Here is a 14,719-nt window from a genome sequence, read left to right as displayed (position 1 = left end):
ATTATGAAAGCTTTACAATTTGATCGGTTTGGTGGGCCTGAAGTCTTGTCACTCCAAACAATTCCTGACCCCGTTCTTAAAGAAGGTTTTGCTCTTGTCGCTGTAAAGGCAGCTTCGGTTAATCCTTCTGATGTGGGAAACGTTGCGGGGAATTTTCCTTATACAACCTTGCCACGTGTCCCGGGGCGCGATTATTCAGGTATCGTGATCGATGGGCCAAAAGAGTGGATGGGTGCTGAAGTATGGGGGGCTGGGAATTTTGGTTTTGCCGTCGATGGTACCCATGCTGAAAAACTGTTGGTTCCTGTAGCAAGCCTACGTAAAAAGCCAGAAACCCTTACTCATGAACAGGCTGCAGCTGTAGGTATAACATTTGTTACGGCCTGGCTTGGCGTTGTCGATTATGCCAGCCTTAAAAAAGGGGAAACCTTGGTTGTGGTTGGGGCCGGGGGCGGGGTTGGCTCTGCTGCGGTTCAAATCGGTAAATATTTGGGGGCTCGTGTTATTGGGCTTGTGCGTAACCCTATAGAGAATGGCTCGCCGGTTATTGGTTTGGCAGATCATATAGAGGTTGTTGGGGCGTCAGACTACAACAGCACTGTTCGCGGTCTGACAGATGGGAAAGGAGCCGATGTTATTATCAACACAGTTGGGCGCGATACATTTGAGCCTTCCTTACAGGCATTGGCCCATCGGGGGCGTATGGCCGTTCTGGCTTCTCCGGGGCAGAGGAAGCAAAGCTTTGATTTAATAGATTTTTATCATAATGAAAGCCAGCTTTTTGGAGTGGATTCTCTTAAAAAAGATGTGATTGCCTCTGCCATGATCATGGAAGAAATCAAGAATGGTTTTGATAAGAAGGCCTTTATGCCACCGATGATTGAAAACCGCTTTTCGTTAGAACAAGGAGCAGAGGCTTATAAAGCTGTGGTGGCAGGAGCAAAAGGAAAAATCATTATCGTTCCCTAACATCTCTCTCACCAATGCCCTATCGATATAATTGTTATATGATGGGGTGTTGATAATAAAAATAAAATGACCTTTCTAAATAGAAAACTATTCGAGTATTATTGAAGAATAATGTCATGGAATAAATGGTAAACTCGGTAGGTCGCATAGGGGTATAAAAATGTCTGGGCAGAAAAACGTGGTCTTCATTACGGGTGCAACCTCTGGCTTTGGTCAGGCTGCAGCCCGGCTTTTTGCTCAGGAGGAATGGTCTGTTATCATTACGGGCAGAAGGGGGGATCGGTTAAAGCTTTTAGAAGAGCAGCTCGCTCCCTTAGCATCAATATACCCCTATGTTTTAGATGTGAGAGATGCTGAGAGTGTGGCAGAGATGGTTAGCACCTTACCTGAGGAGTTTTCTCATATCCGTACTCTTATTAATAATGCTGGCCTGGCTTTAGCCCCTGTAAAATCTCAGGAGGTTTCCTTACAGGATTGGCACACCATGATTGATACTAATATCAAGGGGGTGGTGAATGTAACCCACGCCTTACTTCCTAAACTTATAGAGTATGGGAAGGGTGCTAGTATTATTAATGTGGGATCAATTGCAGGTGAGTGGCCTTACCCAGGCAGCCATGTCTATGGGGCGACAAAAGCTTTTTTGAAACAATTGAGCTATAATTTAAGGTGTGATTTACAGGGCTCCCATGTAAGGGTAACAGACTTGGCACCCGGATTGGCAAAAACCGAATTTACCCTGGTTAGGACTGGTGGAGATGAAAAGGCGACAGAAGATTTATATAAAAATACTATCCCCCTTTCTGCAGAAGATATTGCTCAACAGCTCTATTATATCGCAAACCTTCCTGATCACATGAATATTAACCGATTGGAAATTATGCCTGTTTGCCAAGCATGGAACGGTTTTTCCATTGAACGAGAGAAAAAATAAGCGAGAGAAAAAAGACAGTTGAGCTGATTGTGGTGTTTGTAAGAGGAATCTCTCAGCATTGAAAAATAAAAATGAGAGAGAAAAGCAAGCATAAATATACTCATGATCGTGCTAAGGAAGGCGCAAGGCCTGCCGAAAGACTATAAAAAGACTATAATGGAAATGGCCGCGCTTTTAGGATTGGGTTCTGATTGTGCGAAATAGCCGTCATTGCTCTGTGCGATACTCCATGGGGAAGGCTTAATTTTTAGGGCACACATGTCGTATCGATACATGGGGGTGTGTTCTTGGTGGTCGCTATCCTATGTTAGCTGGTGTATTGAAGACACACGATATTGCAAATGCCGGATATCGCAAATGCCGTTAGTGTTGTTCATGGCACAAAGGCTGTAACGGTATCCTCACCGTGATGGCCCAGGATAAGGGGAATAGGAGGATTATTATAACCAAAATGGTAGGGAGGAGAGTAAACGCCATACTGGATATAGTGTAGCCGACATAACCAGACCAGCGCATTTGTCGTAGCCAGTTAATATATTCTCCTATAATTCCCTAAAATATATTGATAGAGATCGCTCCGAAAATATGTGGATCTTTTCACAAAACAAAACCCCGAAACGACCTTGATCATTTCGGGGCTGTCTTTTGCTTGCCCTAATGCTAGCAAATACCTCTCGTAGCGTTTAGATTTGGTTTATTCCTATGTATGGCGTGCGGCCATTTCTTCAGTGAGTATTTCTTCTTTTGAAACCCTTTTGGGTTGTTGCTCTACTTGAATAAAGTAGGTCAGCACAGCAGCGAAAATATAAAGGGCCGTGTAAGCATAGACGACATAAACAAGGGGTAAGAAAAGAAGGATAAGTGAGGCAATTGCTGGGGCGAGGAAGTTACTGAGGCCCGCAGAAAGGTTATAAATGGAGATAGCAGCTCCCTTGTGATTAGGCTCCAAGACTGCGAAAACAGCTGTCATTGGTACAAAGGCTGCAACGGTAATTCCCAACATGATTGCGGGGATAAGGGCAATGAAATAATTATGGCCGAAATGGTAGGGAAGATAGTAAAACGCCATGCTAGAGATAGCGCAGCCGACACAACCAAACCAGCGCATTTGTCGTAGCCAGCCAATATATTCTCCTATAATTCCCCAAAATATATTGGTAAAGATTGTTACGGCAAAGAACATACCCCAGATTTGGAGCCATTCAGAGGTGGTAAAACCAAGAGTTCCTGTAAAAAACAGGGGCATAATAACAGGGAAGCCAAAGAGTGAGATAGTATTAACAATGCGTACTATGCTGCACATCAAAATATGTTTATTGGTAAATAATATCGTTACGGCCAAGCTCAGCTCAGCCAGTTTCTCGTTAAGAGGGAGGTTAACTTTACTCTCATCAGCTTTAACTTTCCTTAAGAGAACAACCCCTAAAATTCCTCCAGCAATGATAAAGGGAAGAGCCATCCATAAGGTTCCTCTCTCCCCGATAAGGGGAATGGCAAAACTTGGCAAATAGCTACCAATAACCCCAATGCCGATAGAATACATAGACCAGAACCAGCCCATAGCTGCAGAAATTTGGTTTTTAGGAACAGTCTGCACAATGAGCATGACAAAAGAATAGATAAAGAGCGGATAGGCAAAGCCGCGTATTCCGTAAAATAGCAGCATGAAGAAATAATTAGGAAGCCCGAGCCCTAAGGTTAAGAAGAGGGTATGCAGGACTGCCCACATGAGAAATCCAATAAGCATGGTTTTTTGTGGGGTGATAAGCTCTGCTACAACGCCCGAGCTCCAAGCTGCCAGGGCTGCAGCAAGACCATAAAAGGTAAATACCATTGCAGCCTGAGAGTCTGAAAAGCCCATATCTGTAATGTGCTTGGAGAGGAAGGCCATTTCAAAGCCGTCTCCACTCATAAAGATAGCAATGGCGACAAACCCCCAAATAAGCGTAGGATTAAAATCCAGTTTTTTTAGCATTGCTGGTAATTCCTTTATTATGGCTCTTTCGTAAAAAGGTCATTGAAGTTATGAGGCAAGCAGGCTTCGTGCCGCTTTTTGCTGATAATATAAGAGCCTGAAAAGGGCAAAGCGTTTGTCCAAGAAAGCCTGTTTTATAGGGTCTGGTTCATATCGCTGAGAAATTGCGGGCTTAATGCAGACATCATCTTCTACACCCCCACATGCTAGCCATCCTAGTCGGGCTGCTCCTAGTGCACCGCCTGCTGCACTCTCCTTATGGGTAAGAATGGGAATGTCCAGAATATCTGAAAGGATCTGGGCCCATATGCTACTTTTTGCTCCCCCACCGATAAGGCTGCATTCCTGGGCATTTGAGCCTGCCTGCTTTAAAGCCAGCAAGCCATCTGCCAAGCCAAAAGCAACTCCTTCTAAAACAGCATATCCCAGATTGGCTCTTTTTGTTTCATGTCTCAAACCGTAAAACGAGCCAGAGGCCAGGGCATCGTTATGTGGTGTACGCTCCCCAGACAGGTAAGGCAGGAATAAGGGACCCCTTTCCCAACTTTCTTGGTCAAGGGCATCAATCTCTTTCATCAAATCTGCCTCAGATACGTTTAGTAGAAGGCATAACCAGCGCAAGCAGCTTGCAGCACTGAGCATAACGCTCATCTGGTGCCATCTTTGCGGTAAGGCATGGCAGAACGCATGGACTGCAGAAACAGGGTTGGGAGAAAAAACCTTATTGACAACGAAAACCACACCAGAGGTACCAAGCGAGATAAAGGCATCGTCGGGTTTTACATCGCCAACACCTACAGCACTGGCCGCATTATCTCCGCCACCGCCGGCAATAATAACAGATTTATCCAGCCCCCATTTCTCTGCAATGGGAGGGCTTAAGGTGCAGGAAGCATCAGAGCCCTCTACGAGTGAAGGCATATGTTGAATACCTAACTCGCAGGCAGAGAGAAGAGGTTCTGACCATTTTCTCTTGGCAATATCCAGCCAAAGAGTGCCCGAAGCATCAGACATGTCTGATATAAACTCTCCAGACATCCGAAAACGCAAATAATCCTTCGGTAAAAGCACATGGGAGATTTTGCTAAAAATTTCTGGCTCATGGTTTTTTACCCAGATCAGCTTGGGAGCTGTAAAGCCAGGCATGACGAGATTACCAGTAATTTTTGTAAATTCAGGATGTTTACGGGAGAGCTCGTAACTTTCCTGGGCACTGCGCATATCGTTCCAAAGTATAGCGGGGCGTAACACATTGTTCTGTTTGTCGAGCAGAACGGCCCCATGCATTTGACCAGAGAGGCCAATTCCTTTTATCTGGCGCCATCGTTCGCCGAGTTTTTGGCGAATCTGGCCTATGGCTTCTTCGGTAGCACTCCACCAATCCTCTGGATTTTGCTCAGACCAGTTAAGGTGGGGACGTTGTAATTTTAAGGGGTTATGGCTTTCAGCAATAATGGCTCCCCTCTCATTGATGACCACCGCCTTTATTTCTGAGGTTCCAGCGTCAATGCCTAAAAACATAAAGGTCTCCTATTTCCCGGACCATGGCTGATCAGGGTTTTGAAGCCAGTTTTCGAGGTTTTTAACAGTGTTTCGGAGCAGGTCTACAAATTGCGGGTTCTGTGCAACACTGCCGAAAAGGGCTGGGTCTGTGGCAAATTTTTGGAGCGGATCTGCTTCTGAAAGTATTTTGTGCATTTCATCAGGGTGAAGGATTCCATCTTCATAAGGATAGGGGAGGGCATTTTTATGCCACCGCTGGAGGAAAATAAAGAAAAGGGCTGGCAGTACCGTCGTAGCTTGAGGGGTTTGGCCCCGTTTATAGGTTTCAATAAGGGTAGGGGTAATAAAACCAGGCGTTTTAGAAAGCCCATCGGCAGCAACGCGCTGGTTTGTATCTTTAATATAGGGGTTGCTGAAGCGGTAAAGGACAACATCACGGTATTGTTCAAGGTTTAAGGGGCTGGGGTTAAGGCAGGGAATGACATCTTCTGTAACATAATTCCAAGCCATTTTATGGATGGAGTTTACTTTTACACTTTCATGGATGAAATTTTTCCCAATCAGGGTGCCTGCCCATGCAATACAACTATGAGGAGCATTTAATACACGAATTTTGGCTTCTTCCCATGGTTGAACAGATTCCACCACTTCAACCCCAACTTTTTCCAGTGGAGGTCTGCCATTGATGAAGGTGTTTTCAATGACCCACTGGATGAAAGACTCTCCCATAACAGGGGCTTTGTCTGTAATTCCCGTAGCTTGCTTTACCCGCTCGGCAATATCGGGTGTAGGGCGTGGGGTAATTCGATCAACCATCGTATTCGGAGAGGTTGTTTTGTTGCGAACCCATTCGAGGAGATCTTGATGATTGATAAGCTCAAGAAAGGAAAGAAAGCCATTACGGAAGCGCTCCCCATTGTGGCGAACATTGTCGCAACTTAACAGGGTTATTGGCTCGTTTATGGTTTTACGGCGTGCTTCCAAGATTCGGGCAAGGGCACCATATATGGTTGTAATTTCTCCGGAGAGATCGGCTTTAATATCGGGTTGTTGGGGGTTGAGGCGATGTTGGGTATCAAGATAATAGCCCCCTTCCGTAACAGTAAATGAAATAATACGGGTTTGAGGATCACATCCTTGCTTAACGAGAGAGGATATGTCTTTATCCCAAGGGAGGATTTTTCTTATAGAGGTGATCTCAGTATAGTCTCTTTCTCCATCAGGGGAAACGGTTTCCAGAACATATCGTCCATCTTGTTCTTGAAGGGTTTCTAGGAGGCTACTGGCATCATCACGAATATTGCCCAAGGCAATTGACCAGTCTTTCTCGCCACTTTGGCGGAGGAGGTGCAGATAGTAAGCTTGGTGTGCCCGATGAAAAGAGCCTGCCCCGATATGCATCCAAATATTTTCTTGGCGTGAAGACATAGACGTTACCAACCTTTATAAAATAAAATTTTGGGGAATAGAATTTGATGGTGTCAGTAAAAGTTTCCTAAAAATGAGGGAATGGTTAATTTTTGTTCGCATAATAGTAGTTTACGATAAGAGTTATCCTTTGATTATTGTACTTGCACTTTTTTTGTGCTAATCAATTTTTTGTGTGCCTATTCGTGTTTGGAGCGCAGAAAATTTAGGATAGTTTTCATAACACTCAGCAGAAAATAGAAAATTTCTTTCTTAATTGTTCCGAATGGCTAATAAAAACGTTTGAATGGAGAACGAGATAATTTTTTGAAAAATATAGTGCTCTATTTTATCTCATTATGATAATAAAAGATTTTATTTGTTGGATATTAAAAAAATTGTGGAATATTTATCCTGTTTTTACTATGACTTGTTCTGTTCTAGTGAACTCTGTACATTAATTGGATAATTGAAATTTTGTAGAACTGAATAGAAAGTAATAAAAATGTATTTTTATTACACAGGAAGATAAAGCAATATACAGAATATTTTTTCTTTCTATTTATATTGTAGGGAGATTTAATTTTTATTGAATAAAAAATAAGTAATTGTTTTGTTTTAAATGTTGATAAGAGTTTTTTTGGTAAAGAGATTAGGGAATGGAAAAAGATCAGGAAATAGATAAAAATAAAAAAATTTTGGAAATGGCAACAACCATTATATCCTCATATATTGCCAATAATTCCCTAAAACAGGAATATCTTTCTGCTTTGCTTACCGAGGTCTATCAGACACTGAGTAAACTCACCAACCAAACTCCTGAAGTTGTTAAGCAGCAGCCAGCCGTAACAATTAAACGTTCTGTTTTTCCTGACTATATTATCTGTCTGGAAGACGGGAAGAAGCTTAAAATGTTAAAGCGGCACTTAAAAAGTGCGTATGGCCTTACACCAGATCAGTATCGAGAAAAATGGAGACTATCGCCAGACTATCCGATGGTAGCACCAAATTATGCCCAAAAACGCTCCACGTTGGCACATAAGAGTGGCTTGGGGAAAAAAGAGCAGGTCTCAGCTTTATCCCGGCGCAAGCAGGCTTCCAAAAATATCAAGGGACAAAGAGATTAGCAAAAAAAAATAGTCTGTTTTCTAGTCGCCTTGTGGGGTAAAGAGTTTAGGCTTAAGCGTTTTTTTTTAAATTGAAGGGGATGTTTCATTCTTAAAATACTGCCATTCTTGAATACTGAATGTTTATTTGAGAAAAACTGTAGTGTATAAGGAAAACTATAATGTTAAAGATGGAAGTCTATTTTTATAATCAGTAGAGGCATTAATGGAATTTAAGCAAGATAGCGTGCTCATGCGCCTAAAATTACGCAGAAGGCTTTTGGTTTGGCGGGTTTTTGCCGTAGTTGCTTTTGTAGCCGCTATTCTTTTTGCTGGGAGCAGCGATTTTAAAAACATAAAATCTGTTGGCGGTAACTCTATTGCGCGCATAAAGGTAGAAGGTACCATTTCTTCAAAAAGCATTAAAGAGACGCTTGAGCAAATTGAAGATGTCTATAAGGACGATACGGTAAAAGCTGTTATCCTTGATATTAATAGCCCTGGTGGTGCTGTGACTTCTGGGGAAAGAGTGCATGATGCGATCGAGCGCTTATCTGCCAAAAAACCTGTGGTTGTCACCATGGAAGGTTTGGCTGCCTCTGCTGGTTATATGATTGCCGTACCCGCTCAGCGTATTTTTGCCCATCGTACCTCTCTAACGGGTTCAATAGGCGTTATTTTGGAATCTCCTGAGGTTTCGGGGTTGATGGAATATGTTGGGGTGAATGTTAATGAATTGGTTTCTGGGCCGATGAAAGGCCAACCTTCTTTTTTTAAGCCGCTTTCTCCAGCAGGAAGGGAAATGTTGCAGGGTGTTATAGCAGACCTTTATCAACAGTTTGTAGCTATTGTCTCTAAGGGGCGGCATTTATCCATTGAGGACGTTAAACGTCTGGCAGATGGTAGGCCTTATACAGGAAGCCAAGCCTTGAATTTAAAGCTGATTGATGAAATTGGTGATCAGGATACGGCAAAAAAATGGCTTATCTCTCATTATCATCTGAATAATGCCATCGAAATAAAGGATGTCTCAGAGAAGAAGTATAAATGGCTATCCCAACAGTTGGGAAGTACTGTTTCTTCTCTATTTATTTCTGCAGCTCAACCTTTTCTCCCTCTTAAAGAAGAAGGAGCTATGGCTATCTGGAAGCCATAATCTTGAAGATAGGGTAGTTTTTATGATCCGCTCTGAATTAGTGGCAGCGTTGGCTGAAGAGAACCCACATCTTATGTTAAAGGATGTGGAAAGGATAGTTTCCATCGTTTTTGATGATATGGTTGTCGCCTTAGCGCGAGGGCATCGTATTGAATTACGGGGGTTTGGGACATTTAGTGTCAAAAAACGGAATGCCTGTATTTGCCGTAACCCGAAAACGGGTGAGCAGGTTGAGGTTGCAGCCAAAAATATTCCTGCTTTTAGATCTGGTAAAGAGCTTAAAAACAGGATTAATAAATAATTTTTTCGGAAAATAGGTCTTGGAAAAACAACTTTCCAAGGGAGGTCCCCTAAAAAATACCCAGTCTTTTAGAATTTTTCGAAAAGTCGATATCTCATAAAAACTTTGAAAGATGAAAATTTTCAAAGACTGGCGCAAAGACTGGGCGCTAGGCTAAAAGGTTTTGGCGGTTGCTTGAAAAACTAGAAAGTTTCTTTTTTCTCTACCGTCGTATCATTTCGCAGTTTATAGAGGAAAGGTTCGCCCGTACCAATTTCCAGCTTAGTAATTTGTTCAGGGGTAAGTCTGTCGAGCACCATTACTAATGCACGGAGGGAGTTCCCGTGTGCTCCAATTAAAATATTCTTCCCTTGCATAACTTTTGGCAGAATGTTCTGGATGTAATAGGGAAGCACTCTGGCAACGGTATCTTTTAGGCTTTCGCCTCCAGGGGGAGGGACATCGTAAGAGCGACGCCAAATATGAACCTGATCTTCACCCCATTTTTTCCGTGCATCATCTTTGTTCAGACCGGCTAAGTCTCCATAATCTCTTTCGTTTAGGGCTTGAGAACGGGTTATGGGGATATGACCTTGCCCGAGGATGGAAAGAATGATGTCAGTTGTATGTTGGGCCCGCTTAAGGTCTGATGTAAAGGCTTCATCAAAATGAACATTTTTGCTTTTCAGCATTTGGCCAGTTTTCTGGGCTTCCTGTTCACCTTGTTCTGTAATATCTGGGTTTTTCCAGCCGGTAAAAAGGTTTTTTAAATTCCATTCACTTTGTCCATGTCGGACAAGGACTAATACTCCAGGCATAAGGAACTCCTGTAAAAACTATTATTAAAAATATCGTTACAATATACATGATAGAACATATACGGTAAATAACACTTAGTATACTATGGTGGCTGTAAAAAAGCTGTGCTAATTTCTACGGTTCAGTTTGCTTTGTTAATAATGGTTTCCTGAAATGTGGAGGTATCATGAAAGGGGCAATAGGCAGAGGAGAGGAGGGACTTTCTGAAAGTCAAAGGGCTTATGAAGCACGAAGGGCTGCAAAAGCAGGGGTAAGCCTCGAAAAATGGATGGAACAAAAGAAACAGAGGCAGCGGGAAGAGCAGAAAATTCAGGATAATTATCAGAATCGCTTAGAGCAGAAAAATAAAAAGAACGGCTTTTTAAAAAGACTCATAGAAAGGCTCCATAAGCCTTTTAGCTAAGGTTTAGGAATGAGGTTGGACTCCTTATGGATAGTGGTGCTGTCATAAAGCAAAAAAATCAGTCAAAGCCGGTTCCTGTCGTGCTATCAGGGGGGGCAGGGTCGCGGTTGTGGCCCGTTTCGCGTGCGAGCTTTCCAAAACAATTATGGCCTTTGGTTACAGAAAAAACTTTGTTGCAGGAAACGGTGCTAAGAACCTGCAAACAAGGTTTTGCTTCTCCCCTTATCGTTTGTAATCAAGAGCACCGCTTTTTAGTGGCTGAGCAACTCAGAGAAGTTGGCGTTGAGCACTCCACTATTATTCTTGAGCCAGAAGGGCGCAATTCTGCTCCCGCTATGGCTGCTGCTGCTTGCTTTCTTGCAAACTCAGACCCAGAAACTGTTATGTTGGTCATGGCGGCAGATGCTGCGATTGGGGATGTAGAGCGTTTTATAGAAGTGGTAGAACCAGGTATCAAGGCAGCAGAAGAAGGGTATTTCGTAACATTTGGTATAAAGCCAGATAAACCGGCAACAGGCTATGGCTATATATGTGCCGGTCAGCCGTTAACAGCTATAGAAAATGTCTATCATATTAAGGGTTTTTACGAAAAACCTGATAAGGCCCAGGCTGAGAAATATCTCCAAACGGGGCAATATCTGTGGAATGCAGGCATTTTTGTTTGTAAAGCTAGTACGCTCATAGCGGAGATGGCGCTATACACCCCTACCTTGCTTCAAGCCGTCAAACAGTCTGTCGACAGACAGCACGTGGATTTGGATTTTATTCGTCTGGAAGAAAATTCGTTTAAGTCTGCCCCTCATATTTCAATTGATTATGCCATTGCGGAAAAAACAAAAAAATCCGTTGTCATACCGGCTGATTTTGGCTGGTCGGATGTAGGGAGCTGGGACGTTTTATGGGATATAGGCCGTAAGGATGCCGATGGAAATGTCGGCATCGGTGTGGTAGAGCTTCTGGATACGAAAAATTCCTACGTTCGATCTGAAAACCATTTGACAGTTCTTCTTGGGGTTGAAAATCTTGTTGTGGTCAATACTGGCGATGCAACCTTGGTTATGGACAAAGCCAAAGCCCAGCAAGTTAAGGAGATAGTGGAGCGAATAGAAAAAAGGGGGCTTAGCCAGGCACGTTTGCATAACCGAATGTATCGCCCTTGGGGATATTATGAGCAGCTGGCTTTAGGGGAGCGTTTTCAGGTGAAGAAGCTTGTTGTCTGGCCAGAGGCGAAGCTTTCTCTACAAAAACATTTCCATAGGGCAGAACATTGGGTTGTTGTGCAAGGTCTTGCCAAGGTAACCCAGGGTACAAAAGAGATATTGCTTAAGGAAAATGAGAGTATTTATATTCCTTTTGAGTGTTTGCATCGGCTTGAAAATGCAGGTGATCTCCCCTTGGTTATGATTGAAATTCAGTCCGGTCATTACTTGGGGGAAGATGATATCGTTCGTTTTGATGACCACTATAACAGATTATAACAAGCAGCTATAAAGGTTTTATATTCGTAAAGCATTGTTTGGTCTAGGGTTTTTGTTTGAGTTCTTCAATCAGAAAGTCCCGGAACAGAGCGATTTTTTTAGAGGCCTTCAATTCTTCTGGATACACAAAATAGGTGTTAATGGTTGGGGTTTTAACATCTGGCAGGATGGGCACCATGTCAGGAAAACTGGAATAGATATACTGGGGTAGAGCGCCAATGCCCATTCCAGAAACAATGGCAGAGGCAATGGCAATAAGGTTGTTAACCTCAAGTGTAGCTTTACGTTGCTGCCCCGAGGGCAAACCAGCAGAACGCAACCAGTTGACATGGGGTACAGGTTTATCATGGCCACCAAAAAGGATAATTTTGTGTTTATCAAGATCTTCCAGGGTTTTGGGCTCGCCATAGGTAGAGAGATATTCGGTAGACGAGAAGAGTGGCAAGGATATATCAGCGATATGCCTTTGGATAAGGTCTGACTGATGGGGCGGGTGCATTCTTATAGCCACATCGGCTTCACGCATACTAAGATTAAGGTCATTATCGTCCAGAATGAGGGAGAGCGTGATATCAGGGTGGGTTTTTAAAAAGCGTGCAATATGCTTTGCAAGCCACGCACTGCCAAACCCAGTCGTGGTGGTAATGGTGAGATGGCCTTGGGTTTTTTCTTTACTTTCTGAAAGAAGCGCCTCTGTCATGGCCAGTTTTGCAAAGACATCTTGAACGGTTTTGTTGAGTAGTTCTCCCTGCTCGGTTAAAAGTAAGCCACGGGCATGACGATGGAAAAGGGGGAGTTTAAGAGACTCCTCCAAAGCCGAGATCTGTCGAGATACAGCAGATTGGCTCAGGTTAAGCAGATCGCCTGCATGGGTAAAAGAGCCTGCCTGTGCCACTGTATGAAAAATACGGAGTTTATCCCAATCCATTCACTATTATACCTTTGTTTGTTTATATTTATTGGTCTTATCGTGACTATTTATCATACAAATCGTAAAAAAATATAGTTCATATATAGGTTATAAAGTGTGTTTTTTTTTAAGGGATTGGGGAAGAGCTATGCAAAAACATGGTGAATGGTTGCTAAAAACCGTTCGGCCTCTAAAGCTGCCATGCACCCTGTACCTGCAGCGGTTATCGCTTGCCGGTATGTTTTATCTTGAACATCTCCTGCTGCAAATACTCCTGGAAGAGAGGTTTGGGTGGTTCCAGGAGTGGTGATGATATAGCCTTCTGAATCCAGCTCGACCTGTTTTTGGAAGAGTTGAGTGTTCGGGGTATGGCCAATCGCAATAAACACCCCATCAAGAGGGAGTGTGGTGGTTGTGTTGGTTTGGCTGTTGTGTACTCTCACCCCACTGACCACGCGCGAGTTGGTATCTTCAAGAACCTCTTCAACAGTGGAGTTCCACAGAACCGAGATTTTTGAATTGGCAAAAAGGCGATCCTGCAGGATCTTTTCAGCCCTTAAACTGTCTCTTCTATGGATAAGGGTAACTTTATCAGCATGGTGGGTTAGGTAGAGTGCTTCTTCCACTGCAGTATTGCCGCCACCGACGACAGCAACTTCCTTGCCTTTAAAGAAAAATCCATCACACGTCGCACATGCAGAAACGCCAGCCCCTTGCAAGCGTGTTTCAGATTTAAGCCCCAGCCAGCGAGCTTGGGCACCCGTGGCTATGATGACACTTTTAGCCTGATAGTGGGTTCCCGAATCTCCTACAAGCTGAAAAGGGCGGCCTTCAAGAATATTTTGCTTCAAATGACATTGGGTGATGATGTCATATTCAATTTTTGCCCCAACATTTTCGGCCTGTTCTTGCATTTGTTGCATAAGCCATGGGCCCTGTATGGGGTTGGCAAAACCAGGAAAATTCTCAATCTCAGTGGTAATCATAAGCTGGCCGCCTGGTTGCAACCCTGCCACAAGAACAGGTTTGAGGTTGGCACGAGCCGCATAGATTGCTGCTGTATAGCCTGCTGGGCCTGCACCAATGATAAGGACATCTGTGAAAATGGTGTTTTCGCTCATAATATATTCCGTTATCTGGTTTAAGTGTTTTGCATATAGAAGTAGAGAAAAAAAGTGTTATATAGCAAGTCGGAAAGGGTGTATTTGAAAGATAACTTTTGCTTATTATTAAATGCAAAGATAGTCAGTATAACCTGATAGTATAATATAGAACTTAATCTTAGATCGATAAGGTATCAAGAATGAGAACGGCTATAGAGCTGGATACAATTGACCGTAAAATTCTAGCAGAACTTCAAGCTGATGGCCGTATAACAAATGTTGAGCTGGCAAAGCGGGTTAAAATTTCTGCTCCCCCCTGCTTAAGAAGGGTGCGCCGTTTGGAAGAAGCTGGGGTTATAAAAGGGTATCATGCTAGTGTAGACCCGGTTATATTGGGTTGGCCCATTACCTTTTTTGCCCTTGTAGGGCTCAATAGCCAAAGTGAAAATGCCTTGCACGCCTTTGAAAATGAGGTAGCCCAATGGCCAGAATTACAGGAATGTCATATGATTCGGGGGGGAAGCGATTTTTTACTCAGGCTTGTGGCGCGTGATGTTATGCATGAAAATGACTTAACAAGAAAATTAACAGAGGCCCAGAACGTAAGCCGTGTTCAGACTTTTCAGACTGTTCGTACATCGTGTGAGCAACATATCTTGCCAGAATAGGCGTGGCT

General features: G+C 43.2%; 14 protein-coding genes. 8 read left to right on the top strand and 6 right to left on the bottom strand.

Going from position 1 to position 14,719, the window contains the following annotated elements; all coding sequences use genetic code 11:
- The first annotated feature begins 3 nt into the window (after nt 1-3).
- Together JGUZn3_RS00600 and JGUZn3_RS00595 are read left to right on the top strand one after the other, a co-directional pair.
- Complete coding sequence (locus tag JGUZn3_RS00600) at nt 4-969, top strand: quinone oxidoreductase family protein (protein WP_203413873.1); 966 nt, start codon at nt 4-6, stop codon at nt 967-969.
- Nucleotides 970-1,129: 160 nt separating this feature from the next.
- A complete protein-coding gene (locus JGUZn3_RS00595; protein WP_203413872.1) occupies nt 1,130-1,903 on the top strand; it encodes an SDR family NAD(P)-dependent oxidoreductase in 774 nt (257 codons plus the stop codon).
- Between the two features lie 700 nt (nt 1,904-2,603).
- On the opposite strand, the gene JGUZn3_RS00590 is transcribed toward JGUZn3_RS00595, so the two are convergent.
- From JGUZn3_RS00590 to dalD, 3 genes are read right to left on the bottom strand one after another with little or no spacing between them, the layout of a single operon-like run.
- A complete protein-coding gene (locus tag JGUZn3_RS00590) occupies nt 2,604-3,878 on the bottom strand; it encodes an MFS transporter (protein WP_203413871.1) in 1,275 nt (424 codons plus the stop codon).
- Between the two features lie 48 nt (nt 3,879-3,926).
- Nucleotides 3,927-5,399, bottom strand: a complete 1,473-nt coding sequence (gene xylB, locus JGUZn3_RS00585) for a xylulokinase (protein WP_203413870.1) — start codon at nt 5,397-5,399, stop codon at nt 3,927-3,929.
- Between the two features lie 9 nt (nt 5,400-5,408).
- Entirely contained in the window at nt 5,409-6,809 is a 1,401-nt protein-coding gene (gene dalD / locus JGUZn3_RS00580) for a D-arabinitol 4-dehydrogenase (RefSeq protein ID WP_238996839.1), read from the bottom strand.
- 638 nt (nt 6,810-7,447) lie between these two features.
- On the opposite strand from dalD, the gene JGUZn3_RS00575 reads away from it, so the two are divergent.
- The 3 genes from JGUZn3_RS00575 to JGUZn3_RS00565 all read left to right on the top strand — a co-directional run bounded on the left by JGUZn3_RS00575 (nt 7,448) and on the right by JGUZn3_RS00565 (nt 9,351).
- Nucleotides 7,448-7,915 carry a MucR family transcriptional regulator gene (locus JGUZn3_RS00575; RefSeq protein ID WP_203413869.1) on the top strand — a complete coding sequence of 156 codons (468 nt, stop codon included), beginning with the start codon at nt 7,448-7,450 and terminating at the stop codon, nt 7,913-7,915.
- 205 nt (nt 7,916-8,120) lie between these two features.
- Nucleotides 8,121-9,050: a signal peptide peptidase SppA gene (gene sppA / locus JGUZn3_RS00570; RefSeq protein WP_203413868.1), complete on the top strand. Its 930-nt coding sequence runs from the start codon at nt 8,121-8,123 to the stop codon at nt 9,048-9,050.
- Between the two features lie 22 nt (nt 9,051-9,072).
- Nucleotides 9,073-9,351 carry an integration host factor subunit beta gene (locus JGUZn3_RS00565; RefSeq protein ID WP_203413867.1) on the top strand — a complete coding sequence of 93 codons (279 nt, stop codon included), beginning with the start codon at nt 9,073-9,075 and terminating at the stop codon, nt 9,349-9,351.
- A gap of 182 nt (nt 9,352-9,533) precedes the next feature.
- Here JGUZn3_RS00565 and JGUZn3_RS00560 read toward each other — a convergent pair whose 3' ends face one another.
- Nucleotides 9,534-10,148 carry a 2,3-bisphosphoglycerate-dependent phosphoglycerate mutase gene (locus JGUZn3_RS00560; protein WP_203413866.1) on the bottom strand — a complete coding sequence of 205 codons (615 nt, stop codon included), beginning with the start codon at nt 10,146-10,148 and terminating at the stop codon, nt 9,534-9,536.
- 167 nt (nt 10,149-10,315) lie between these two features.
- Between JGUZn3_RS00560 and JGUZn3_RS00555 the strand changes: the two genes are divergently transcribed.
- Nucleotides 10,316-10,552: a hypothetical protein gene (locus JGUZn3_RS00555; protein WP_203413865.1), complete on the top strand. Its 237-nt coding sequence runs from the start codon at nt 10,316-10,318 to the stop codon at nt 10,550-10,552.
- A gap of 26 nt (nt 10,553-10,578) precedes the next feature.
- Nucleotides 10,579-12,030 (top strand): mannose-1-phosphate guanylyltransferase/mannose-6-phosphate isomerase, encoded by a 1,452-nt coding sequence (locus tag JGUZn3_RS00550; RefSeq protein WP_203413864.1) that lies wholly within the window; start codon nt 10,579-10,581, stop codon nt 12,028-12,030.
- 43 nt (nt 12,031-12,073) lie between these two features.
- Here JGUZn3_RS00550 and JGUZn3_RS00545 read toward each other — a convergent pair whose 3' ends face one another.
- Together JGUZn3_RS00545 and trxB are read right to left on the bottom strand one after the other, a co-directional pair.
- On the bottom strand, nt 12,074-12,958 hold the full coding sequence (locus JGUZn3_RS00545) for a LysR family transcriptional regulator (RefSeq protein WP_203413863.1): 885 nt from the start codon (nt 12,956-12,958) through the stop codon (nt 12,074-12,076).
- Nucleotides 12,959-13,086: 128 nt separating this feature from the next.
- Nucleotides 13,087-14,061 (bottom strand): thioredoxin-disulfide reductase, encoded by a 975-nt coding sequence (gene trxB, locus JGUZn3_RS00540; RefSeq protein ID WP_203413862.1) that lies wholly within the window; start codon nt 14,059-14,061, stop codon nt 13,087-13,089.
- Between the two features lie 182 nt (nt 14,062-14,243).
- On the opposite strand from trxB, the gene JGUZn3_RS00535 reads away from it, so the two are divergent.
- Nucleotides 14,244-14,711: an Lrp/AsnC family transcriptional regulator gene (locus JGUZn3_RS00535; RefSeq protein WP_203413861.1), complete on the top strand. Its 468-nt coding sequence runs from the start codon at nt 14,244-14,246 to the stop codon at nt 14,709-14,711.
- Nucleotides 14,712-14,719: the final 8 nt, after the last annotated feature.

This window comes from Entomobacter blattae, assembly GCF_014672835.1.
Lineage (GTDB): Bacteria > Pseudomonadota > Alphaproteobacteria > Acetobacterales > Acetobacteraceae > Entomobacter > Entomobacter blattae.
This window is presented reverse-complemented; position numbering and strand designations above follow the sequence as displayed.

What these genes read in the sequence shown, in the direction of transcription:
- JGUZn3_RS00600 (WP_203413873.1), top strand. Translation starts at nt 4, where the DNA reads ATGAAAGCTTTACAATTTGATCGGTTTGGTGGGCCTGAAGTCTTGTCA.
- JGUZn3_RS00595 (WP_203413872.1), top strand. Translation starts at nt 1,130, where the DNA reads ATGTCTGGGCAGAAAAACGTGGTCTTCATTACGGGTGCAACCTCTGGC.
- JGUZn3_RS00590 (WP_203413871.1), bottom strand. Translation starts at nt 3,878, where the DNA reads ATGCTAAAAAAACTGGATTTTAATCCTACGCTTATTTGGGGGTTTGTC.
- xylB (WP_203413870.1), bottom strand. Translation starts at nt 5,399, where the DNA reads ATGTTTTTAGGCATTGACGCTGGAACCTCAGAAATAAAGGCGGTGGTC.
- dalD (WP_238996839.1), bottom strand. Translation starts at nt 6,809, where the DNA reads ATGTCTTCACGCCAAGAAAATATTTGGATGCATATCGGGGCAGGCTCT.
- JGUZn3_RS00575 (WP_203413869.1), top strand. Translation starts at nt 7,448, where the DNA reads ATGGAAAAAGATCAGGAAATAGATAAAAATAAAAAAATTTTGGAAATG.
- sppA (WP_203413868.1), top strand. Translation starts at nt 8,121, where the DNA reads ATGGAATTTAAGCAAGATAGCGTGCTCATGCGCCTAAAATTACGCAGA.
- JGUZn3_RS00565 (WP_203413867.1), top strand. Translation starts at nt 9,073, where the DNA reads ATGATCCGCTCTGAATTAGTGGCAGCGTTGGCTGAAGAGAACCCACAT.
- JGUZn3_RS00560 (WP_203413866.1), bottom strand. Translation starts at nt 10,148, where the DNA reads ATGCCTGGAGTATTAGTCCTTGTCCGACATGGACAAAGTGAATGGAAT.
- JGUZn3_RS00555 (WP_203413865.1), top strand. Translation starts at nt 10,316, where the DNA reads ATGAAAGGGGCAATAGGCAGAGGAGAGGAGGGACTTTCTGAAAGTCAA.
- JGUZn3_RS00550 (WP_203413864.1), top strand. Translation starts at nt 10,579, where the DNA reads ATGGATAGTGGTGCTGTCATAAAGCAAAAAAATCAGTCAAAGCCGGTT.
- JGUZn3_RS00545 (WP_203413863.1), bottom strand. Translation starts at nt 12,958, where the DNA reads ATGGATTGGGATAAACTCCGTATTTTTCATACAGTGGCACAGGCAGGC.
- trxB (WP_203413862.1), bottom strand. Translation starts at nt 14,061, where the DNA reads ATGAGCGAAAACACCATTTTCACAGATGTCCTTATCATTGGTGCAGGC.
- JGUZn3_RS00535 (WP_203413861.1), top strand. Translation starts at nt 14,244, where the DNA reads ATGAGAACGGCTATAGAGCTGGATACAATTGACCGTAAAATTCTAGCA.